At 34.1% G+C, this 22,882-nt stretch carries 20 protein-coding genes and 1 riboswitch; of the genes, 11 read left to right on the forward strand and 9 right to left on the reverse strand.

What is annotated here, in order from left to right:
• Entirely contained in the window at positions 1-2,337 is a 2,337-nt protein-coding gene (locus ACOOWA_RS05270) for a TonB-dependent receptor (protein ID WP_421373732.1), read from the reverse strand.
• A 378-nt stretch (positions 2,338-2,715) separates the two neighbouring features.
• A riboswitch (TPP riboswitch) is annotated at positions 2,716-2,808 on the forward strand.
• Positions 2,809-2,874: 66 nt separating this feature from the next.
• Between ACOOWA_RS05270 and thiM the strand changes: the two genes are divergently transcribed.
• The 4 genes from thiM to tenA are packed head-to-tail and all read left to right on the forward strand — an operon-like array spanning position 2,875 to position 5,768.
• Positions 2,875-3,672, forward strand: a complete 798-nt coding sequence (gene thiM, locus ACOOWA_RS05275; RefSeq protein WP_421373733.1) for a hydroxyethylthiazole kinase — start codon at positions 2,875-2,877, stop codon at positions 3,670-3,672.
• Positions 3,669-4,304: a thiamine phosphate synthase gene (thiE, locus tag ACOOWA_RS05280; protein WP_421373734.1), complete on the forward strand. Its 636-nt coding sequence runs from the start codon at positions 3,669-3,671 to the stop codon at positions 4,302-4,304. Before thiM ends, thiE begins: the two co-directional genes overlap by 4 nt.
• The gene (thiD, locus tag ACOOWA_RS05285) at positions 4,301-5,134 is read left to right on the forward strand and encodes a bifunctional hydroxymethylpyrimidine kinase/phosphomethylpyrimidine kinase (protein ID WP_421373735.1); all 834 of its coding nucleotides are present in this window, start codon (positions 4,301-4,303) and stop codon (positions 5,132-5,134) included. The genes thiE and thiD overlap by 4 nt, the downstream gene beginning before the upstream one ends.
• Positions 5,121-5,768 carry a thiaminase II gene (gene tenA, locus ACOOWA_RS05290; RefSeq protein WP_421373736.1) on the forward strand — a complete coding sequence of 216 codons (648 nt, stop codon included), beginning with the start codon at positions 5,121-5,123 and terminating at the stop codon, positions 5,766-5,768. The genes thiD and tenA overlap by 14 nt, the downstream gene beginning before the upstream one ends.
• 167 nt (positions 5,769-5,935) lie before the next feature.
• Here the strand turns inward: tenA and ACOOWA_RS05295 are convergent, their stop codons facing one another.
• The 3 genes from ACOOWA_RS05295 to ACOOWA_RS05305 form a co-directional block, all read right to left on the reverse strand.
• On the reverse strand, positions 5,936-6,703 hold the full coding sequence (locus tag ACOOWA_RS05295; RefSeq protein ID WP_421373737.1) for an SDR family NAD(P)-dependent oxidoreductase: 768 nt from the start codon (positions 6,701-6,703) through the stop codon (positions 5,936-5,938).
• A gap of 84 nt (positions 6,704-6,787) precedes the next feature.
• Complete coding sequence (locus ACOOWA_RS05300) at positions 6,788-7,729, reverse strand: helix-turn-helix domain-containing protein (protein WP_421373738.1); 942 nt, start codon at positions 7,727-7,729, stop codon at positions 6,788-6,790.
• 34 nt (positions 7,730-7,763) lie between these two features.
• Positions 7,764-8,162 (reverse strand): winged helix-turn-helix transcriptional regulator, encoded by a 399-nt coding sequence (locus ACOOWA_RS05305; RefSeq protein WP_421373739.1) that lies wholly within the window; start codon positions 8,160-8,162, stop codon positions 7,764-7,766.
• A 111-nt stretch (positions 8,163-8,273) separates the two neighbouring features.
• Here ACOOWA_RS05305 and ACOOWA_RS05310 point away from each other — a divergent pair, with 111 nt between their 5' ends.
• Positions 8,274-8,711 (forward strand): nuclear transport factor 2 family protein, encoded by a 438-nt coding sequence (locus ACOOWA_RS05310; protein ID WP_421373740.1) that lies wholly within the window; start codon positions 8,274-8,276, stop codon positions 8,709-8,711.
• A 65-nt stretch (positions 8,712-8,776) separates the two neighbouring features.
• Here the strand turns inward: ACOOWA_RS05310 and ACOOWA_RS05315 are convergent, their stop codons facing one another.
• Positions 8,777-9,133: a response regulator gene (locus ACOOWA_RS05315; protein WP_421373741.1), complete on the reverse strand. Its 357-nt coding sequence runs from the start codon at positions 9,131-9,133 to the stop codon at positions 8,777-8,779.
• Between the two features lie 395 nt (positions 9,134-9,528).
• On the opposite strand from ACOOWA_RS05315, the gene ACOOWA_RS05320 reads away from it, so the two are divergent.
• From ACOOWA_RS05320 to ACOOWA_RS05340, 5 genes are read left to right on the forward strand one after another with little or no spacing between them, the layout of a single operon-like run.
• Positions 9,529-10,536, forward strand: a complete 1,008-nt coding sequence (locus ACOOWA_RS05320) for a LacI family DNA-binding transcriptional regulator (RefSeq protein ID WP_421373743.1) — start codon at positions 9,529-9,531, stop codon at positions 10,534-10,536.
• 34 nt (positions 10,537-10,570) lie between these two features.
• Positions 10,571-11,485 (forward strand): carbohydrate kinase family protein, encoded by a 915-nt coding sequence (locus tag ACOOWA_RS05325; RefSeq protein WP_421373744.1) that lies wholly within the window; start codon positions 10,571-10,573, stop codon positions 11,483-11,485.
• 11 nt (positions 11,486-11,496) lie between these two features.
• Positions 11,497-12,741, forward strand: coding sequence for an L-fucose:H+ symporter permease (gene fucP / locus ACOOWA_RS05330; RefSeq protein ID WP_421373745.1), 1,245 nt, complete (start codon positions 11,497-11,499; stop codon positions 12,739-12,741).
• A gap of 3 nt (positions 12,742-12,744) precedes the next feature.
• A complete protein-coding gene (locus tag ACOOWA_RS05335; RefSeq protein WP_421373746.1) occupies positions 12,745-14,154 on the forward strand; it encodes a carbohydrate porin in 1,410 nt (469 codons plus the stop codon).
• Between the two features lie 37 nt (positions 14,155-14,191).
• Positions 14,192-15,028 carry a sugar phosphate isomerase/epimerase family protein gene (locus ACOOWA_RS05340; RefSeq protein ID WP_421373748.1) on the forward strand — a complete coding sequence of 279 codons (837 nt, stop codon included), beginning with the start codon at positions 14,192-14,194 and terminating at the stop codon, positions 15,026-15,028.
• 178 nt (positions 15,029-15,206) lie between these two features.
• Here ACOOWA_RS05340 and ACOOWA_RS05345 read toward each other — a convergent pair whose 3' ends face one another.
• From ACOOWA_RS05345 to ACOOWA_RS05360, 4 genes are all read right to left on the reverse strand, one after another.
• A complete protein-coding gene (locus ACOOWA_RS05345) occupies positions 15,207-17,690 on the reverse strand; it encodes a hypothetical protein (protein ID WP_421373750.1) in 2,484 nt (827 codons plus the stop codon).
• 173 nt (positions 17,691-17,863) lie between these two features.
• Positions 17,864-18,229 (reverse strand): response regulator, encoded by a 366-nt coding sequence (locus ACOOWA_RS05350; RefSeq protein WP_421373751.1) that lies wholly within the window; start codon positions 18,227-18,229, stop codon positions 17,864-17,866.
• Positions 18,222-19,727, reverse strand: coding sequence for a PAS domain S-box protein (locus ACOOWA_RS05355; RefSeq protein WP_421373752.1), 1,506 nt, complete (start codon positions 19,725-19,727; stop codon positions 18,222-18,224). Before ACOOWA_RS05355 ends, ACOOWA_RS05350 begins: the two co-directional genes overlap by 8 nt.
• 210 nt (positions 19,728-19,937) lie before the next feature.
• Entirely contained in the window at positions 19,938-22,094 is a 2,157-nt protein-coding gene (locus ACOOWA_RS05360; RefSeq protein WP_421373754.1) for an ATP-binding protein, read from the reverse strand.
• A gap of 227 nt (positions 22,095-22,321) precedes the next feature.
• Between ACOOWA_RS05360 and ACOOWA_RS05365 the strand changes: the two genes are divergently transcribed.
• Complete coding sequence (locus ACOOWA_RS05365) at positions 22,322-22,507, forward strand: hypothetical protein (protein ID WP_421373755.1); 186 nt, start codon at positions 22,322-22,324, stop codon at positions 22,505-22,507.
• The last annotated feature ends 375 nt before the right edge of the window (positions 22,508-22,882 follow it).

Here is a 22,882-nt window from a genome sequence, read left to right on the forward strand (position 1 = left end):
TTAGAATTTAAAATTATAAGTAATGTTTGGAACCCATTTGAAAAGTGAAGTCTGCATGGCTCTGGTCGTTCCAGGATTGTTCGGATTGTCTTCAAAAGTAATGGTGTAGGCATTTTCTCTTCCGTAAACATTATAAATTCCGAATGACCAGGAACCTTTCCAGCGTTTATCAGAAACTGGTTCGTAAGTTGCACTCAAATCCATTCTGTGATAAGCGGGCATTCTGTCGGCATTTCTGCTGCTATATTGGAAAACCGTTTGTCCGTTAAGTTCATATTTTCCAGTGGGAAAAGTCACTGCGTTTCCTGTGCTGTAAAGAAATAATCCTGAAAAAGACCATTTTGGATTTAGCTGATACGTTGCAACGACAGAAAGATCGTGTGTTTTATCCTGTCTTGCATCATACCATTCATTATCGTTGATTCCGTCAATTTTTCTTTCGGTTTTAGATAAAGTATAAGAAATCCATCCGGTTAGTTTTCCACTTTTCTTTTTGGCAATTAATTCTAAACCATAAGCTCTTCCTTTTCCGAATAACAGCTCGCTTTCTACATCTGCAGCTGTGTCAAATGAAATTTGCGCTCCGTTTTTATAATCAATTTGATTTTGCATTGATTTGTAGTAAATCTCAGCATTCAGTTCATAATTATTATTGTTAAAATTTCGGCTGTAACCCGCGCTTATCTGGTCTGCAATCTCTGGTTTTACAGTATAGCTGCTTCCAATCCATTGGTCGGTTGGGTTTCCGCTTCCACTGTTGCTTAATAAATGTAGATTCTGGGTATTTCTGGAATAACCTCCTTTCACACTGCTCATTTCATTAATTCTGTAGTTCGCTGTAATTCTCGGTTCAGGATTCACATATGTTTTCCCGAATTTTCCTTTTTCTAAATATTCAGAATCGGTTAAAACTCCATTTTGATAGGTATTAAAAGTATCTCCGCCCAAAACACTGAACATTGCCAATCTCGCTCCGTAATTGATTGTCAGCTTTTCGGTTGCTTTAAAATCGTCATTAATGTAAATAGCATTTTCCCAGGAATATCTCGGATTTCTCGGAAAACTACTCACACTTGTTCCAGAAGCGCTACTCGGTGTAATCGTATGATATATAGACTGTAAACCAAATTTCACCGAATGTTTATTTCCAGCAAACCAAGAAAAATCCTGCTTCAGATTCCAGTCTTCAATTTTAGAATCAAGCCCGAAAGTATTATTGTTACTGCTCAAAGCAATATTATAATTGTAGTTGCTGTAAATGAAAGATGTATTTGAGAATAATTTACTGTTGATAATACTGTTCCAACGCAAAGTTGCCGTAGTATTTCCCCAATCTGTCGAAAAAGTATCGCCCAAACCTAAAACATCACGCCCAAAATATCCCGATAAGTATAAACGGTTATTGTCATTAATCTGATAATTGGCTTTTAAGTTTAAATCATAAAAATACAATTTGCTGTCTTTAAAATCATCGGTTGCTTTCAGGAAAACATCCGCATAAGTTCGTCTTCCAGAAACGATAAATGATGATTTTTCTTTCTGAATCGGGCCTTCAACGCTCAATCTGCTGCTGATTAATCCAATACCTCCATTGATGTTGTAATCTTTGTTGTTTCCGTCTTTCATTTTAACATCCAAAACAGACGAAAGCCGACCTCCGTATTGTGCCGGACTGTTACCTTTAATGATACTCACATCCTTCAGCGCATCACTGTTGAATGTACTGAAAAATCCCAGTAAATGTGAAGCATTATAAACTGCAGCTTCATCCAGTAAAATCAAATTCTGGTCGGTTGCGCCACCTCTTACAGAAAATCCGCTGCTTCCCTCACCGTTACTTTTAATTCCGGGTAAAAGCTGAATAGTTTTCATCACATCTTTTTCACCGAATAATACGGGAAGTTTATCGATTTGTTTGATGCTTAAAGTCTCAGTTCCCATTTGTGCAGAAGAAAGGTTTTTGTCTTTTTTTACTGCGGAAATAATAACCTCATCAATTTCTTTCACCCTGTCATTTCCTTCCTGAGTTAATTGCAGATTTAATTTTAAATCATTTTCAACCGTAATTTTTTGTTGGAAATCTTTAAAACCAGGATTAGAAACGACCAAAGTGTAAGAACCTTGCGGAAGAGAAAGCGAGTAAAACCCGTATTCATTGGCAATTACGGAAATTGTAGGATCTTCTGCGACTTTTACGGTAACTCCGAGAAGTAATTCACCGTTTTTCTGATCTTTAACTGTTCCGCTTACCGAAAATTTCTGCTGTGCAAAAATAAATGTACTGAAACAGACCGCAGCAATGGTTGTTGCGGCTTTTAAGGATGTTTTGTGTATCAATTTGTTTAGTTTATTATTTTAAATGAAGGATAAGTTTCTAATTTCAATTAATGATGTCAAATTTTAGTCATAGATTTGAGAAATAAAACCTTATAATTGCCTAAACAACGAGGTTGTCATCGATTTATTGTTTAGTTTACGTTAATAATTTTTAATTTTAAAAATCATATTTATTAGTAAATGCTTACAGTAAATCATTTCTAGATGAGTTTTATTAAATTCTGTAATTTTTGAGAACTTATAAATATGTTAGTTTTAAATATGGTTTAAGATGTTAATGATTTACTAATTATTAATGATTTATCCTTTGAATACCTAACTGAAAATCTTACATTACCATCAAATTTTTTCTTTTATACAAAACATTTGTATATTTGCTCTACGCTTTAGGGGTATTCTGAAAAGAATTGAGAGAGTCCCTTTGAACCTGATACGGCTCACACCGACGTAGGGAAAAGCAAGGATACATTGTTCTGTGATGTTTTCTTTCTTTATTCTGTCGTTTTCCTAAAGCATTTTTTTATAAAAATTAGTTTAATGGAAAATAATCTCTGGACTTACATTCAATCTGTAAAAAAACAATCGCCGCTTGTACACAATATGACCAATTTTGTGGTGATGAATAATACTGCCAATGCACTTTTGGCAGTGGGAGCGTCTCCGATTATGGCTCACGCAAAATCTGAGGTGAAAGAAATGGTTGCTATTTCAAATGCTGTAGTCATCAATATCGGTACACTCGATGAATATTGGTGTGAATCCATGTTGATTGCTGCAGAAGAAGCTCGTCGTACAGATAAAACCTGGGTTTTAGACCCGGTTGGAGCGGGCGCAACTTCTTTCAGGGATGAAGTTTTAGCAAAACTTTTGGAATTTAAACCGACAGTGATCAGAGGAAATGCATCAGAAATCATCGCTTTAGCAAAAGCGAATAAAACCATTACAAAAGGAGTCGACAGTACTGCAGAAAGTAATGAAGCAATTACTGCAGCAAAACTTCTTGCTGAAAACTATCAGTCTGTAGTTTGTATTTCTGGCGCAACAGATATTATTATCGATGAGAAGGAAACTTATTTTGTTGAAAACGGACATCCGTTAATGACTAAAGTAACAGGATTGGGCTGTTCAGCTTCGGCTATTATTGGAGCTTTTGCCGGAATTTCTGAAAATAAAACCGAATCAACTGTTGCAGCAATGTCACTTTTAGGAATTGCCGGAGAATTGTCAGAAAAGATTTCAGCAGGACCGGGAAGTCTTCAGGTGAATATTTTAGATAAATTGTACACTATTTCTGAGCAGGAGTTTTTTGAAAACGTAAAAGTTTCAAAAAAATGAGTTTGATAAAATCATTTCCTTATCAATTATATCTCGTTATTTCCGAAGAAGATTGTAAAGAACGAAATTTTTCAGATGTTGCCGAACAAGCCATTTTGGGTGGAGTAGACATCATCCAGTTGCGTGAGAAGAATGCTTCTGATTTAGATTTTCTTGATAAAGCAATCTGTCTGAAAGAAATTACCGACAAGTATAAAATCCCCTTAATTATTAATGATAATATATTTGTTGCTGAAAAAATTAATGCTTTTGGAATTCACGTCGGGAATAATGATATACAACCTTCTGTTTTAAGAAAAACTTCTTTCCAGAATAAAATGATTGGATATTCGATTGAATATTTAAGCCAGCTTGAAAACAATGAAACAATTCTTTCAGATTATTTAGGAGTAAGTCCGGTTTTTAAAACACAAACAAAAACAGATACCGTTACAGAATGGGGTTTGGAAGGTTTAAAGAAAATCAGAGAACTTACAGAAAAACCTTTGGTAGCAATTGGAAATATTCATTTTAAAAATGCAAAAGCTGTTATCGAAGCTGGTGCAGATTGTATCGCAGTCGTCTCGGAAATCTGCAGTGCTGAAAATCCTCAAAAAGCAGCTTTTAATCTGAAAAACGAAATTATAAAATGAAAAAATACAAATATCCATCAGTTCTTACGATTGCGGGTTTCGACGGAAGTGGCGGAGCCGGAATTCAGGCCGATATAAAAACCATTTCAGCTTTGGGATGTTATGCAACTTCAGTTTTAACGGCTTTGCCCATTCAAAATACACAAGGTGTAAGGAATATTTTCCCGATTCCTGAGGAAGTAGTTTCAGAACAGATAGAGTCTATTTTGGATGATATTTTTCCGGATGCAATTAAAATAGGAATGGTTCACACGTCCGAATTGGTAGAAACTATTGTAGAAACCTTAAGGAGATACAGAAAGATTCCCATCGTATTTGATCCGGTGATGGTAGCAACAAGCGGCCATCGGTTAATCGAGGAAAAAACGATTAAAACAATTATTCAAAAACTGTTCCCAATCGCTGATATTATTACTCCAAATATGGATGAAGCGGGAATTTTAGTCAATATGAAAGTTGAAACTCTGGACGATATGAAAATTGCCGGGGAAAGCATTAAAGAATTAGGCTGTAAAAATATTTTATTGAAAGGCGGTCATTTGAAAACTGAATTAATCACTTCCCTTCTTTATAATAATCAGCATCATTACAGAACTTTTGAATCGGAAAAAATTGAAACCAATAATACGCATGGTTCAGGTTGTACACTCTCATCGGCAATTGCTTCGTTTTTAGCACAGGGAAACAGCATCGAAAAGGCAGTTGACTTGGCGCAAAACTATGTTTCCGAAGCCATTTATCACGGTTACGATGTACAAACAGGAAAAGGCAACGGTCCGTTAAATCACTTTTTTAATCCTCAAAAACTCATCAAAAATGAATTGGTCTGAAAAAGCCTGGGAATCGATTGAAATCGTTTACAGCGACATTATCAAAATGCCTTTTATTAAAGAATTATCTGACGGAAATTTAGATAAAGAAAAATTCCAGTTTTACATTGCTCAGGATTCTTTGTATCTCGAACATTTTGGGAGAACGTTGGCAATGATTGGAAGCAAAGCTTATAATATAGAAGATGCTTTGGCTTATATGCGTTTTGCTGAAAACGCAATCTTAGTAGAAAATGCTTTACATGAATTCTATTTTAAAGAATTTAAAATTTCAGGCAAAGGAATTTTACAGCCGGTGTGCCATCATTACATTCACTTTTTGAAAAGTACCGCAGCTTTTGAACCTGTCGAGGTTGCCATGGCTGCAACGTTGCCGTGTTTTTGGATTTACAAAGAAGTAGGAGATTACATTTTAAATCTTGAAAAAAAATCAGAAAATGTTTATCAAAGCTGGATCGATACGTATGGTGGGGAAGATTTTGCAGTTGCGGTTAGAAAAGCCATCGAAATTTGTGATAAAGCTGCTGAAAATACAACTCCCGAAATAAGAAACCGAATGAATGAAGCTTTCTTTACGGCTTCAAGATTGGAATTTCAATTTTGGCAGGCTGCTTATGATTTAAAAGTCTGGTGATAATAATGAAAAAATTTGTTGTAATCAGCTTCAAATTAATTAGATGCGTAAGATTGTAAAAAATATTAGATGTTTAGTGCCGAACTTATTACATTTCAATTCAACGATAATAAAAGCCCAATCAACAAACTGTCGATTGGGCTTTTATCTATTTTATGATGCTTTGATTAAGCTCTGTATCCTCCGGAAACCTCGATTCTCTGTGCATTAATCCATTTAGAATCATCCGAACAAAGAAATGCAACCACGCTTCCGATATCATCCGGCAAACCAACTCTTCCCAAAGCAGTTTCTGAAGCCAGATGTTTATTTATATCTTCAACATCACGAACGAAACCACCACCAAAATCTGTTTCAATCGCGCCCGGAGCAATAGAATTCACTCTGATTTTTCTGCTTCCCAACTCTACAGCTTGGTATCTTGATAATGAATCTACCGCTGCTTTCATTGCACCATAAGCCGAATATCCGGCGAAAGAAAATCTTGCCAAGCCAGAAGAAGTATTCACAATGCTGCTTCCGTCATTCAATAAGGGCAATAATTTTTGAGTTAAGAAATAAGGTCCTTTGAAGTGGATATTCGTCATGGAATCTAAAATTTCTTCAGTTGTGGTTTCAAAAGCTTCATTGATTCCGATTCCGGCGTTGTTTACCAATGCGTCTAATTTTGCTGAGGAAAATTGAGTGTCTAAAATATTTTTCACTTCCGTTACAAATTGGTCGAAACCTGAAGTTGATGAGATATCCAAAGGCAAAGCAAATGCTTTTTGGCCGATGTTTTCAATTTCTTTTACTACTTCATCCGCAGCTTCTTTTTTAGTTTGATAAGTGATGATGAGGTCAAATCCTTTTTTTGCCAATTGCAATGCAGAATCTTTACCCAATCCGCGGCTTCCGCCTGTTAATAATGCTATTTTACTTTGATTGTCTGACATTTTTAATGTTTTTAATTAATGATACAAAGTTGAAAAATTTGAACATTAAAGCATTTGCATAAATCAAATCAAAATTTGTGAAAATCAAACATTCATTAATTCTCTGAAATGTTGAGGTGATTGTTGATCGTGTTTTTTGAAAAAATTAGAAAAGTGCGCTACTTCCTCAAAACCCAATGTAAAAGCGATTTCAGAAATATTCCATTGCGTTTGTGCAAGTAATAGTTTTGCTTCCTGAAAAATTCGGCTTCCGATGATTTCTCCTGTTGTTTTTCCTGTCGTCTCTTTCAGAACACGATTGAGATGATTAACGTGAACGCCTAAAATTCCAGCAAAATCTGCCGGTGTTTTCAGTTTTAAAAGCTGACTGATATTTTCGATAGGAAACTGTCTTTCCAATAGTTCTATAAACAAAGTTGTTGTTCTGGAAGCTGCAGTCTTACTGTTTTCTACTGGAAGAATGGGTTTTAATTTCTGGCCGGAATGAATCAGTTCCATTACATAATTTCTCAGCAAATCATATTTATATATGTAATCAGAATTAATTTCTTCATGCATTTTAATGAAAATGGCTTCAAACTGATGAAATTGTTCTGTCGAAATTTGAAATACAAAATCGCTCTGTGGCGAAAAAACGGGAAGATTATCGATTTCGATTCCGATTTTATTTGTTGGTAAAAAGTCTTTAGTAAAAACGCAGAAATGTCCTGATTGATTAGTGCATTGGTTGTTATAATTATAGGGTACTTTTGGTGAAGCGAAAAGAATGGCGCAGTCTTCGATCTCAATAGTTTTATCTGCATATTCCACTTTATTTTGCCCGTTGATTAAACTTATTTTGTAATAAGTACGTCTATTGTAAGGCATTTCGGGTTTTGATTTGCTTTCTCTGAAAATTTTAGAAATATCAAAAACATTGAAGTGACCAATATCTTTATTAATATTTTCCGTAATAAACAAATCAATATCCGGACAACTTTCGCCCAAAATATCCAGATAAAATTCTTTAATAGTGATTGAACTCATTTTGTTTGTAAAAATCAAAGGTACGGGTTTGAGATTAATTCTTGATTTTATTTTTATTGCGCATCTCAGCTTTTACCTTCTTTCGATGTTGAATTCCCCATTTTGTCATTGCATTGACCAGTTCTTCTAAAGTCTGGCTGTAAGGAAGCAATTCATATTCAATACTTACAGGATAGCCATTTTCCACTTTTTTGATGATAAAACCATTCAGTTCCAAATCTTTCAGTTCGCTGGAAAGTACACGTGCAGAAATTCCTGTGACTTGTCTTTGAATTTCTGTGAATCGTTTGTTTCCTCTCGCCATTGCAATGATAATCATCAGTTTCCATTTTCCACCAATGACATATAATGCGTCGGAAACTGCCGTTAAAATCTTGTGGCATTCTTCGGTAAATTCTTTATTTTCTGTCTGGATTTCTGTTGATTTTTTCATGAATAATTAATTTGTTAGTTACTAACCTTTAAGTAATGACTAATAAAATGTAAGTAAATATAATATAATTTTGTTGGGTAAGAATAAAGAAAAATTTAAAACAACAAAATTATGACACTAGAAATTTTAAAAACAAAAGAAGATTTAAGAAACTTGATCGATGATTACGCTTATCTGGGCGATGGAAAAAAAATCCCGCAGGTGATGGATTTGTTCACTCCAGACCTTACCTATAAAGTTTATATGAATGGGAATTTGGTTTCCAGTGTTTCGGGGAGAGAAGATGTGGAAAAGAATTTTAACGGTCACGCCAATGAAGTGAAAACCTATTTTACCTTAAACGGACAGCATACCGTAAAAATTGATGGAGAAACTGCTGTTGGAATTTCATTCTCGCAGTTAAAAATGGTACGAGAAGTGGAAGGAAAGAATGTTTTGACAGATTACAGCGTAAAATACGATGATTTTTACGTCAACCAAAACGGAAAATGGCTCATTAAAGACCGTATTGCTTATTTTTTGATTATTGAATCGAAAGCAATTTCATAAAATCATCTAAGTATCAAAGTATCCGTCTCACAACTGAGGCGGATACTTTATATAAATTTATTCTGTTAAGAAGTTAGTTTTTCAATTTTTATCAACACATCATCAATATCAAAAGGCTTGGGGATAAATTCATCGGCTTCGCAGGAATTTATCACATTTTCAGCCTTTGCATGTGCACTGATAATCATTACAGGAATTTTTGAAGTAGCTTCATCTTCCTTAATTTGATTGCATAAATCTGTACCAGATCCGTCGGGAAGTCTTACATCCAGAATAAAAATATCAGGATTTACAGATTTGTCTCTGCTGTTGAATGCTTCAACGGTTGCAAAAGAACGCACATCATAATTTTCAAATGACAGGAGTAGCTGTAATGCATCTCTGATGCCTGTCTCATCTTCTACGATATAAATTGTTTTCATAATCCTTGGTTGGCAAAAACAAAGCCAATCTTAAGAAAGCTTGAAAGTTTTAAGAATTAAAAGGTGAAATGCTGTAAATATTTTGTAATCTGATTTTGGGCTAATTTTTTTGGTAATTGAATAAATTTTGATTTTTGTCAACTGCTATTATAAAAAATAATAAATTTTTTTGAATAAACGTTTAACCAAAAATTAATTATAAATGAATTTCTGGTTAAGTATCAAAAATGTATTAATTATAATTTAATTATAAATCATTGAAATACAAATATTTATATTTTAAAATTTTTGATTTCACAAATTTGCGAAATTACATTTTATTTTGAATTGTGCAAATATTTTTGACTATTGTTTTTTTAATAATTTATAAAATACTTTGCAAAATAATAAGGTCAATGAAAAGAGCATCCATAAAAGATATTGCCAGAATTGCAGGAGTTTCCGTTGCAACAGTATCTTATGTTCTTAACAGAAAAGAAGGTCAGCGAATCAGTGAAGACACCAAGAAAAAAATTTTTGAAGTAGCTGAAACTATTAACTATATTCCCAACAGAAACGCCAGAAGTTTAAAGAATAATAAATCTAAGTTGTTAGGTCTTATCGTTGCCGATATTTCAAATGAATTTTATTCTAATATTGCGAGAAAACTTGAAGATAAAGCTTTGCAGTTAGGCTACACTTTGATTATCGGAAGTTCTGATGAAAATGCCGGTAAATTTGAAAAACTGATTGAGCTTTTTTCCCAGCAACAGGTAGATGGAATGATTGTAGCCCCCGTTGTTGGTTCTGAGGGTTCTCTTTTGAAATTAATTGAAAAAAATTATCCTGTTGTTACCATCGACAGATATTTAAAAGGCATCAATCTTCCCGGAGTTATTCTAAATAATAGGGAAATTGCAGAAACGACTACCGATTTTCTTTTACAAAAAGCATTTGACCAAATTATTTATATTGGGTATGATACAAAACTGGAACATCTTTTAGACAGACAAAAAGGCTTCGAATCTTGTATTTCTGAATTTAAAAATGATATTTTAGTAAAGAAAATATTAGTAGGAATTGAAAATATCAGTGATGAGATTCAAGCCAGCTTGAGTGATGCTTTGGGAAAAAATCCAAAAAACATAGCTTTATATTTTTCCAGTAATAAACTTGCAGTTGCAGGATTGGCTTATCTTATCAAAAATAATATCAAAGTTCCGCAGGATGTTTCAGTTTTGGCTTTTGATGAAACAGACGCCTATCAATTATTTCCTGCAGAAATTACTCATATCAAACAGCCGTTAGAAGAAATGGCAGATGAAGCAATAGCCATTCTAGACTCGCAAATCAATCAATATTCTAAAACATCGAAGAAAATAACTTTATCAGCAAGTTTAATTCTTCAGAACTCTGTCAAATAATTTTTTTACTTAATTACTTAAACGTTTAATCAAAATGAATAATAAAAATAATAATTACGCTGTATGTTTCGGAGAAATACTTTGGGACATTTTTCCTACAGATTCCCGAGCTGGAGGAGCCCCATTTAATGTCGCATATAATCTTGATAAAATGGGTATTAAAGTACAAATGATAAGCAAAATCGGCAATGATGAATTGGGCAATAAACTTATCAATCAATTGGAAGACTGGAAAATTTCTACAGATTTCATCCAAATTGATGAAGAAAAACCTACGGGAACTGTTCTTGCAACATTTGATGAACACGGCGAAGCGCATTATGACATTATCGGTAATGTAGCTTGGGATCACATTAAGATTTTTTCTGAACACAAAGAATTAATTCAAAATTCAGAAGCTTTCGTTTTCGGAAGTTTGATTGCAAGAAATGAAGAATCGAAAAACACATTACTTGAATTGGTAGATTATTCAAAATTCAGAATTTTTGATGTCAATTTTCGTCCGCCTTTCATTGATTTTGAATTGGTTAAAACACTTTTAGGTAAAGCCGATCTGGTAAAAATGAATAAGGCTGAACTGAGACAGATCATCGAATTTTTGGGCGAAAATTATATTGATGAAGACAAAAGTATCCAACATATCCAAAATTACTTTGACCTGAATGAAATTGTATTGACCAAAGGAAGCAAAGGCGCAAGATATTTTGTAGGGAAAGAAAAATATACATTTCCAGCCGTTTCTATTGACGTTAATGATACTGTGGGAAGCGGAGATTCTTTTTTAGCAGGATTTTTATCTAAAAGAATCCAGGGGAAATCTCCGGATGAAATTATGAGGCAGGCCGTTTCTTTAGGCGCTTTCATTACTTCCAAATCTGGTGCTTGTCCGGATTATTCGTATGAAGAATTCAGAAATTTCAGAGAAGAGCATTTCAGTCCAACCTTTTAAAAATCAAAACTATGAATACTGCAAAATTTACAGAAAAGAAATATTATGTCGTACTGGCATTCGTTATTTCGTTATTTTTCTTTTGGGCTATTGCTCTCACAATGGGTGATGTGTTGAATAAACATTTCCAGAATGTCCTGAAAATTTCTAAATCGGAATCAGGCTTGGTGCAACTATCAATTTTCGGAGCGTACGCTTTGATGGGAATTCCTGCGGGATATTTTATGAAAAAATTTGGCTACAAGAAAGGAGTTATCTTGGGATTATCACTTTTTGCGCTTGGCTCATTTCTTTTTATTCCGGCTGCCAATGAAATGTCATTTAATTTTTTCAGAATCGCACTTTTTGTTCTGGCAATGGGAATGGCAACTTTAGAAACTGTGGCGCATCCTTTTGTAGCCGCGTTGGGAAATGAAAAAACGAGTGATCAGCGTGTAAATTTCGCACAGTCATTTAATGGATTGGGAGCAATTATTGGTCCGCTATTGGGCGGATTTTTCATCTTTGGAAAATCTGGATTAAATGATAATTCGCTGGATTCTGTGAAAGATTTATATACCTGGATTGGCGTTGTGATTTTAGCAATTACCATTATTTTTTCTTTCATAAAAGTTCCGAGTCTGAAAGACCCGCACGCAGAAGATATTCAGATTTCAGAAAATGAAAATGGAGTAGAAGCTTCGGTTTCAGATCCACACGCACCACTTTACAAACAGAGACATTTTATATTCGCTGTGGTTGCACAGTTTTTCAACATTGCTGCGCAAGGCGGAACCTGGGCTTATTTCATCAATTATGGAGTGGAAAAGATGCATTTGCCGGAGATTCAGGCTTCTTACTATTTTTCATTAAGTATGGCAATGATGATGATCGGGCGTTTTGTGGGAACATTTTTAATGAAATTCATTGCTCCGAATAAGCTTTTGGCAATTTTTACAACGTGTAATATTATTTTATGTTTAATTATCTCGCAAAGTTTCGGTTGGGCATCATTTATCAGTCTGATATTATTGAACTTATTCCTGAGCGTAATGTACCCGACAATTTTCAGCCTTGGTCTGAAGAGATTGGGAAGCAAAGTTCCGCAAGCATCTTCATTTCTTGTAATGGCGATGTTTGGAGGTGCAGTTTTCCCGCCATTAATGGGTAAAATAGCAGAAACAGATATTGCACACGCTTATCTTCTTCCTATTATTTGCTATGTTGTGATTCTCCTGTTTGCTTTAAAGTTTTATAAACCGAAAACTCTTAAATAAACGATGAAAATCAATGCTTTAAAATACAGCTTTGGGGTTTTGCTCCTCATTGCTCAGGTTTCTTTTGCTCAGATTGTGATTACCAACAAAGATTTTTCTTTCGGAACAACGGGCAGAATTGGCGCGGGATATTCTCCAAATGCTGATGGAAAAACGGGAAGACAGCTGAATCTTAATAATCAAGGTTCGCTTGGTGGAAGAATGGATCAGGGTGATTATGTAGATTTTTTGCCGGCTTTTCATTTCACTCCGGTTGCGAATGGCGATAGTGCAAAAGCAACAAAAATCGATATGCAGGCAAGATTGAGTTTTTATTCCGGCGGAACTTTTCTGGGAAATGTAGATTCAAAATCAAATCACGGGATGATTATCGCATTGCCTGAAGCGTTTGTGGAAGCCAGAAATATTATGGGAAGCAATTGGGATGTTTGGGCTGGTTCACGTTGGCTGAGATACGATGACGTTCATATTGCGGATTATTTTTATTTTGATGACCACTCTGCGACAGGTTGGGGTTTTAGACATAAAAATACCAGATTTTCTATGTTTTTTCCCGCTGCAATTGATACAGCCGCAACCAATTCAACACCATATTCTTATACGAATGTGATCAGCGGAACCAAAAATCTGATTTACAGACAAAGAGAAGTGATGATTCTCGAACAGACAATTCCTTTTAAAAATAATATTCATCAACTTAAACTTTTGGCTGAATTTCATAATCTGGACAAATCAGGAAAAAATTCTATGGAGCAATATGCATCAGACCAAGGCTGGGTTTTTGGCGGGAAGCTGAATTCTAATTTAAAAACAAAAATAGCTGGTTCTTTTAATCAAATTTCGGTACGATACGGAACAGGAATTGCCAATGGCGGAGACAGCGGCAATACTCAAACCTGGCGAACTTACGGTGCTCCGAATGAAATTACCAAAACTTATAAGGGTGCGTATTCTTTAACCGCAGTAGAACATATTTTACTGAATCTTTCCAACCGCTGGTCTGCAAATGCCTATGCCGTTTTCACGATGAGCAAAGGCGGCTCTAATAGTGATAATAAAGCTTTGGACCATTACAACAGAGAAATTTTCAATAAAAAATCTGAATTTAATACAGGTTTACGAGCGACTTATTATGTGAATAATTGGTTTCATATTTTGTCGGAACTGCATTACGCATCAAGAACAGACGGAAATCAAAACCCGGCTTCCATGGTAAAACTAGTTCTGGCTCCAACGATTGTTCCTACTGCTGAAAGAAGCGTTTGGGCAAGACCGCACATCCGTCTTATTGCCGAAGTTTCCCGATATAACAATCAGGCAATGAACAGTCTCTATTCACCTTTTTTGCAACAATCCGGGGCGAAAAGATTCGGAACTTATCTTGGCGTAAGAACAGAATGGTGGGTTTTCTAATGAATTAAATTTTAAATATAAATCAAAAATAAACAATATGAATGTAAAATTCGGTGCTTCACTTCTTTCTTGGATAACACCAGTTTGGACGCCGGAAGCAGGGAAATATGCCATCGATAAAACAGGAAAAGCAGGTTTTGATTTAATAGAAATCCTCTTGCCAACTTCGATGGAATTTAATTCAAAAGAGGTAAAACAACAATTGAAAGACCATAATCTGGATGTCGTTTGTTCTTTAAATTTACCAAAAGAAGCGCACATTGCGTTTTATCCAAAAGCTGCAGAAAAATTAATCAAGCAAGCTGTAGATAAAACCTCAGAGTTGGAAACCGATTTTTTAGGTGGCGTACTTCACGGCGGAATCGGTGTTTTTTCAGGAAATCCTTTGACAGAAAATGAAGCTGGAATCATCACGGAAGTTTGGAGTAATATTGCAGATTATGCCAAAAAAAAAGGTATAAATATCGGAATTGAACCCATCAATCGTTATGAATCTTACGTTTGTAATACGGCAAAAAATGTTTTGGATTTAATCAAAAAAACTGGAAAAGAAAATCTATTTCTCCATCTTGATACATTCCATATGAATATTGAGGAAAATAATTTTTATGACCCGATAATTCTCGCCGATAAAAAACTGAAACACGTTCACATTACAGAATCTCACCGGGGAATGCTGGGCGAAGGAACTGTTGATTGGAACGAACTTTTCAAAGCCTTAAAAACCATTAATTTTGAAGGAAATTTGGTTTTAGAAAATTTCTCGTCATCCATTCCGGGAATGCAGCAGATGGTTTCACTTTGGCAGAAGTCGCCTTATGACGCTGATGAACTGGCTGTAAAAAGTCTGGAGTTTATGCGTAAATTCTTTTAAATACGTAAAAAATTGTTAATTTGTTGTCAATTGACAGTTAAAACGTATAGTAAATGTGCGTAAAAAAATAACGAACTTTGTTATAACAATTGTTTGTCATTTCATACAAATCTAAAAGTTCTGAAAATAAACGTTTATATTCCTATGAAATGACAAACAAAATGTTGATTTTGCATGATTAAATAAGATATTTTTTGAGCCCTTCCATCAGTCCTTGCCATAGCATACTGAAAAAACTTCTTTCCGGCTCTCTTTTCTTTTCAATGAGAACGTGGTTGGGTTCTCCTGTTGATTCATCTTTTACAAACCAATTGGCAACTTTACTCAGAAGCTTTCTCTCATTTCCCTTTTTATTAAGGAAATTGACGTACATATCATTATACTTAAAGTAGAATTTTCCGGCTATACCTGCATTACTTCCATAATAGTCAAATTTGAGATAATCAATATTTCCATCTAATGTAATATTCAGATAAGGTCGCACAAAAAGGTTTACATTTTCAGCAGAAAGCTTTTCTATACTTCCTTTGATGGTAAATTTATCGGCTTTGTCGGTCACATCAAATTTCCAGTTTACTTTTGTAGGAGCAGTTCCATAGAAATTGAATGATGCATCGGTATTAATAATTGTTGGTCTGCCTTTGATTTTTGCATTATTCACATTTGAAATAACCGCCTGAAAACGGTTAAAACTTAGTTTTCCCGGTATATTGCTGTTTTCAGCATTTTCTTCATATTCAAGATTTGAATTTTTAAGATTAATTTTTTTAATGAACAGAGGAATTTTTACTTCACGAAGTTTTTTGCTGAAAAGGTAACGTACCGCAACGTCATCCGGCGGTGCCAAATCATGGTAAATGTTGCAGTCTAAACCATCAATGTCGATTGAATTCAAATCAATACTTTTATGCTCGTCAAATATTGAGAAATTATCTGATATATTTATTTTTTTCGCTGTAATGGTATAAAGATCTTCTTCTTTAGCAATGACTTTACTGAAACCAGCCCTGGAGTATTTTGGAAGATAATTGAAACTGTTGATTTCTGTGATCTTTCCGTTATTTTTAATCTGACCTAATTTTAATTTGTAGTATTTACCCGCATCCAGATAGATATTTTCAGCAATAATACTGCTTTTCTTAGTTGTAAAAGGAAGGTAGCTTTTTAATATTTTATTGTCTGAAATGATCTGGTCTAATTTGATATCCAATTTCCCAACCGACATTTTAGCTGTATTTTGGTATTTCTGAGAAATTTTTCCGTTGTTGATATGCAAGAATCCGATTTCAGCGTTGAATTCTGGCGGAGTAGTGGGTTTTTGTGCCGTTTTCTTCTTATTAACCGCAGAAATAATTTTTACATCTGGATTATTCACTTCTATACCCTGAAATTTAACATTCAGCTTCTGACCGGAATATTTACTCTGGTTCTTCAGGATTTTGATCTGTTTTGTATTGACGGTAAAAAGATCTCTGGTTGTACTCTTACCTAAAGCAATCATCTCAAATCCGTCAATTGTAATATCCGAATTTTTTGAAGAAATATTTTTGATTTTAATAGCCTGAAGAGGATCTGCTTTAAAGTAAATATTTTCCGCCTCAATATCGTGTTTTGTAAATCGGAAAGGAATTTTTTCTTTCACTGTATTTTTATCAAAAACAATATCACTCAGATTAAAATTAAAATTATCAACTGACGCTGTTTTTTCATTATTGCTTTGATAAACATTAATTTTTCCCTTTTTAAAGAAAATATTTTTCAGACCTATCTTTAAGTCGATTTCTTTAGGATTTTCGGTTTTATCAACACTGTTTTTTCCTGTGGAATATACTTTTAAATCAGGTTGTTCAAAAATGATGTCAGAAACTATCAATGAATCCTGGCTTACATTAAAGTTTTCTGCGGTTAAACGTTGGGTGGAAAAATCAAAAACATTTTTTGAATTGTATTGACGGGCAGACTTTAATGGTTTAAGATGAAATTGTGACAGTTCCAGCTTTTTGTTTGCTGCATTTATTTTGTCAGCGATAATTTCGTAGTTATCATTCACACCAATTTTTACCTCATCGGCATTAATTTTAAACTCTGAAAATGCCAGAGGAATTTTTGATTTTTTCTCACTCTGTTTAATATCTTTCAGTTGTACATGTATATTTTTACCTTTGAAAATGGGTTTACCTATGCTATTTTCTATATCTGCAGTCACATTGCTCAATGCTACATTGTTGATATGAAGGTCTAAATTTGAATTTTTTGAATCTTTATTTTTTTTAGATTTCGCTAGTTTTACTTTTATGTCAGAATCTTTTAATAAAAAGCTTTCTGCATAATATTTTTTATTAAAAACTGCTTTCAGAATACCTACATCTACAATATTGATACTCTTAATACTTCCATTGATTTGTGTAACAGACGTGTCGTTAGGATTTTTAGTGTTGATTTTCAGATCAGAAGCTGTGAGATTACCATTAATCAGGCTCAGATTAAAATCCTTAATTTCAACTTTATACGGAGTTTTTTCATTGATGAGATCAGGAAGTTTTCTTTGCAGATAATAATCTAAAGCAAAAGGAAATATGCATGCAACGGCAATAAAAATTCCTCCTGTCCAAAGTATTATTTTCTTGATATTTTTTTTTGGTTTTATAGCAGTTTTATTCATCGTTTGATTATTAGCTGTTATTGAGGACATTAACAAAACGTATTCCAAAATAGAATCATGTCTGAATATGATAAGAATAAGTAGAATAGAAAAAGGAACACAGTAAGATAACCCTTATGTAAATATGGGATCTGTAATAGAGAAATGATAAGATTTAATTTGGAAAATATAGGTTAATTCATCAAGAGACCTTTAATTTTAGAAACAAGATCATCCATATCAAAAGGTTTGGCTACAAACGCATCTGCACCGGCATCTGCGGCAATATCACTGCCATCAACGCTTGCCGATAAAACGATTACCGGAATATTTTTAATATCATCCATCTGACGAATTGTTTTGAGCACCTGATCACCGGATAAAAGCGGCATCCATAAATCTAAAAGAAGAAGATCAGGGGTGTTTTCTTTAATATTATCAATCAGATCAGGACTGTTTATTTCTGTAAAAACGGTAAAATCTTCCGTTTCCAGCAGCATTTGTATGACGTCTAGTATACCTTGGTCATCATCACAGACCATTATTTTCTTATTATTCATTATCATTAGTTTTCATTATTGGAAGGGTAAAACTGAAGGTTGAGCCTTCGCCTGGTTCACTTTCTACCCAAAGTGTGCCGTTGTGATTGGCAATGATTTCGTGAGAAATATATAAGCCGATCCCCAATCCCGGAAATTTTTTCTGTATGTTGCCGGCTCTGTAGAACCTGTTAAATATTTTTGATTTATCCTGACTGCTTATCCCTACACCATAATCTTTTACAGATATTTTTACAAAATTTCCAACTTTGCTTGCAAAAACCTCAATATTTTTTGAATTTGGAGAGTATTTAATTGCATTAGAAATAAGATTATTAATGACCTGAGATATTTGCAGATCATCACCTAAAATAATTGATTCAGTAATCCCTTTAAAGGTGATATGGTGGTCTGGCTGTGAAATTGAAATTGTCTCGATAGTATCATTCAAAATTTCATCTATTTTGAAAGGTTCTTTATGAATTTCAATATTTCCGGATTGTATCTTTGAAGTGTCTAGTAATCCTGTGATAAGATGATTAAGACGGTCTACATGAACAGAAACTTTTTCCAGCATAGAAGTATAGCGTTCATTAGAGTTTTCAGGGATCATTCTCTGTAAAAGCTGTACCAGACCTTTTATCGTAGTTAAAGGAGTTTTCAGTTCATGGCTTGCAATTGAGAGGAAATCATCTTTACGTCTGTCAAGCTCCTTTTTTTCTGTAATATCTTCAATGGCAATCAGAATTCGGTCTTTATATTGCCCTTCAAACTCAATTCTGTAGGCATTAAGCAACATTGTTTTTTTTCCGATAAAAGGAAAGACATGCTCTACCTCATAATCTATTACGGGATTATTGGTTGGTAATATTTTAGTTAATAAATCTTTTAAAGATGGGATATCCCACTGATGATTTCCCAGTTCGAAAAGAAGTTTTCCTACTGTATCTTCATTGGTAACTTTAAAGGAATTTAAAAAGTGTGTGTTTGCGCTCAGAACTTTATAATCATTGTCTAAAACCAGTAAACTTTCTCGTACCGTTTGAATAATACTGGAGAGAAATGCTTCGTTATCTACCAATTCTTTAGTTCTCTCTTCAATCTTTTTTTCGACCGACAATTTTTCTTCTCTGAGTTCGTTTTCTGTTCGTTTTCTTTCGGTAATATCGTTTTGAACACCTATAAAATGCGTGACTTCCTGATTGCGGTTTTTTACAGGAGAGATATACAGCTCATTCCAAAAAAGAGTACCGTTTTTTCTGTAGTTTCTCATTTCTACCTTACACTCCTTTTGCTCTACAATAGATTCTCTGATAATTTTCCTCTCTTTTTGATTGCGGTCTTGTTGCTGTAGGAAACGGCAATTGTGACCAATAATCTCGTTGTGGGAATATCCCGTAATTGTTTCAAAAGCGCGGTTACAATAAATAATAGGATTGTCGGGCTGTGTATTATCAGTAATGATAATACCTGAATTAGCAGAATTTAAAGCCTGAAGATAAATATCAATATTATTCATTATGATAAGCTATTTTTGAGGTTTTCAAAAAAAAATGCTTTAATAGACCCTGACTGGCAGACTAAGAAAGACAATATTTGATAAACTTAGTTGTGATAACTGCTATACAACTATTATGCCTTGCTTATTTCAATCTTGCTAAATATTGATATTAATTTAAGATTATTTTGTACTGTGGTAGGGTAACCTGCTGGAAATACATTCAATATACTATAACGGTAATGTAAACCAAAAACTGCTTCCTTCACCCAACTTACTTTCTACACCGATTTCTCCGCCGTGTTTTTTTATGATTTCTGATGATATGTATAATCCCAATCCCAATCCTGAATATTTTCTGCCTTCATGACTAGCTCTGTAATACCGGTCGAAAAGGTAGGGCTGAACAGTAGGATCTATTCCCTGTCCGAAATCTCTTACGGTTACTTTTATATTTTTTTCTGCAGATTCAATCATAAGGTATATTTTTTTTGAATCTGCTGCATATTTTACTGCGTTGTTTACAAAATTTACAATCACTTGCTCAATGCTATGCTCATCTGCAGTAACGGTTGCTGACCGATCGCCTTCAATAATTAATTGAAATCGTCCGTCTAATCTAATATCATTACAGCATCCTTCCATCATTTTCGAAATATTAAAAGTCTGTTTTTTCAGCTGTAGCTGATCCTGGCTGATTCTGTGCATATTGAGAAGGTCATCAACCAGAGCATTAAGCTTTTCGAGACTTTGGGAAGACTGATTAATGAGCCTTGGTATCATCGGATGATTAGGATTTTCTTTTAATCTTGTTAAAAGCTGAATCGTTGCTTTTAAGCTTGTGATAGGAGTTTTTAATTCATGGCTTGCAATTCCCAGAAAATCATCTTTTTGCGTTTCATAGTTTTTTCTTTTGGTGATATCTACAGTCACACCGGTCATGTGAGCAGGGTTGCCTTCAGAATCATAGCTTGGTAATCCGGATACATTCATCCAATGAAGAGATTCATCGGGCCATTTTATAAGATATTCTGCATTATAAGGAAGACCGGTTTTTATCGAATTTTTTATTTTTTCGGAAACAACTTCCTGGTATTCCGGTAATATGCAATTCATGAGATCAGCCAAATCAAACCGGTCATCTTTTTTCAGACCATAATTTGACTTACAGATTTCTGAACAGGTCATTTTTCCGGTTTTAATATCTAAATTATAAGATCCTAAATGTCCTGCATTTAGTGCAATTTCAAGCTGTTGATTTAGGTTTTCCAGCTCAGTTTTTTTATTGATACGTTCGGTTACGTCATTGGCTATAACAATGATGGCAATGGTCTCACCATCGGTATTTTTTAAAGGTTCATAAATAAAATCAAAGTAGCAGTCACTTAGGATTCCGTCAATTTCTAATTTTACAGGAGCCGTATCGCCAACATATGTTTTTCCGGATGTAAAAACATTGTCTAATATCGAAAGATAAGGTTGATCTTTCAGCTCGGGTAAAGCTTCTTCCAGAGGCAGTCCCAAAATGGATGATGTTTTTCCCCAGACTGTTAAAATCATCTCATTGGCAACTTCTATCACCAAATTACGACCACTAAGAATTCCGAATGCGACCGGTGCTTTACTGATAAAAGATTCTAAGCGTTGCTGGCTGTTTTTTAAATCATTATTTAATGAAATAGTGAGATCATAGGATTTGCTTAATTCAGTATTTGTAGAATTCAGGGTTTCGTTGGTTGCTTCCATTTCCACATTAAATTCTGCAAGTTCCTGTACTGCTTTTTTTAGATCTTCCTGAGTATTGACCAGTTGTTTATTTATGTATTGTAATTGATCGATAGTTTCTAAAGATGATCTTCGAAGTTCAATCTGATCCATCGCCGTTCTCGCCAAACCTTCAAGAATAGCTCTTTCAGAATCACCAAATTCTCTGGGCTTCTGATCTATAATACATAATGTCCCGATGAGAAAGCCATCATGAGTAATCAAAGGAGCTCCTGCATAAAATCGTAATCCAAAATCACCAATAACATTAGGGTTTGCACGAAGACATGATTCTTTGAGAGCATCTTCAAAAACAGTCACGCTTTTGTCTAATATTGCAAGTGCACAAAGGCTTTTACCACGATTGGCTTTCTTGGCATTACCCATTCCTATATTAGCTTTAAAAAATACAGATTCAGCATCTACAAGAGATAAAAGAGATATAGGAACATTAAATATCTGAGCAGCAAGCTTTGCTATGCCGTCAAAACTTTCTTCAGATGGAGTATCTGTAATTTTATATCGCTGTAGAGCTTCAAGTCTCTGAATTTCATTTTCAGGAATGATATTAATTCCAAAAGTATTTTCTATCATGATAATAATCCTAACTGATAATGTAAACATACGCCTTTAGGAAACGTAAAGATAATATATTAAGGCTTAGAAATCACAGACAGGAAATTAATTTCGATAAAGTAAAAAATCAATTGTCTTTTTTTAGACTTAACGGAAATAACTTTAGCTAATTGCCTACGGTTCTATTCTTATTTTCGAGGATATTAATTTGTAATTTAAATTTTTTTGGGATGTAAGGCACATATATTGATTAGGAATTTCTAAATAATATTATCATGAACGTTAAAAGAATTTTTGGAACCATCCTTACGCTATTAGGAGTTATAGGTCTCATTTACGCAGGTTATGAAGTGATCAATAAAAGTGCTGCATACACTTCGTTGGCCGTGATAGGAATTTTAGGACTGATCTTTTTTTCATCAGGAATAAGTCTTGTAAAGAATACCAAAGACGAGAGTTGAGAAAATTACTATGATCGATAAGATTTAAAACTTAAATAGGGAAGAATATCTTATTTAATAAAAAGGAATTGAATTTTGTTCAATTCCTTTTTTTAAGGGATATATATTTTCTGATGGCATACCGATTGCTAAGAGAATATTCCAGTCAAAATATAAAATAAACCAAACTGTTAATGCAGAAATGAAAAGTAATGATGTTATAGCGGTTGTACTTGCGCTTTTAGATAGAGATCTCCAGGAAATGATCCTTCACTGCACTCAAAATCAGTGGGAGTTTGAGATGCTAAATTCCAACAACCTGCAGGTTTTTATTCCTAATGATTCGATTCATTTACTGTTCTATCTAGGACATTATATTTTATCAGGAACAAAGAT

It is taken from the genome of Chryseobacterium sp. GP-SGM7 (genome assembly GCF_049166575.1).
Classification (GTDB): domain Bacteria; phylum Bacteroidota; class Bacteroidia; order Flavobacteriales; family Weeksellaceae; genus Chryseobacterium.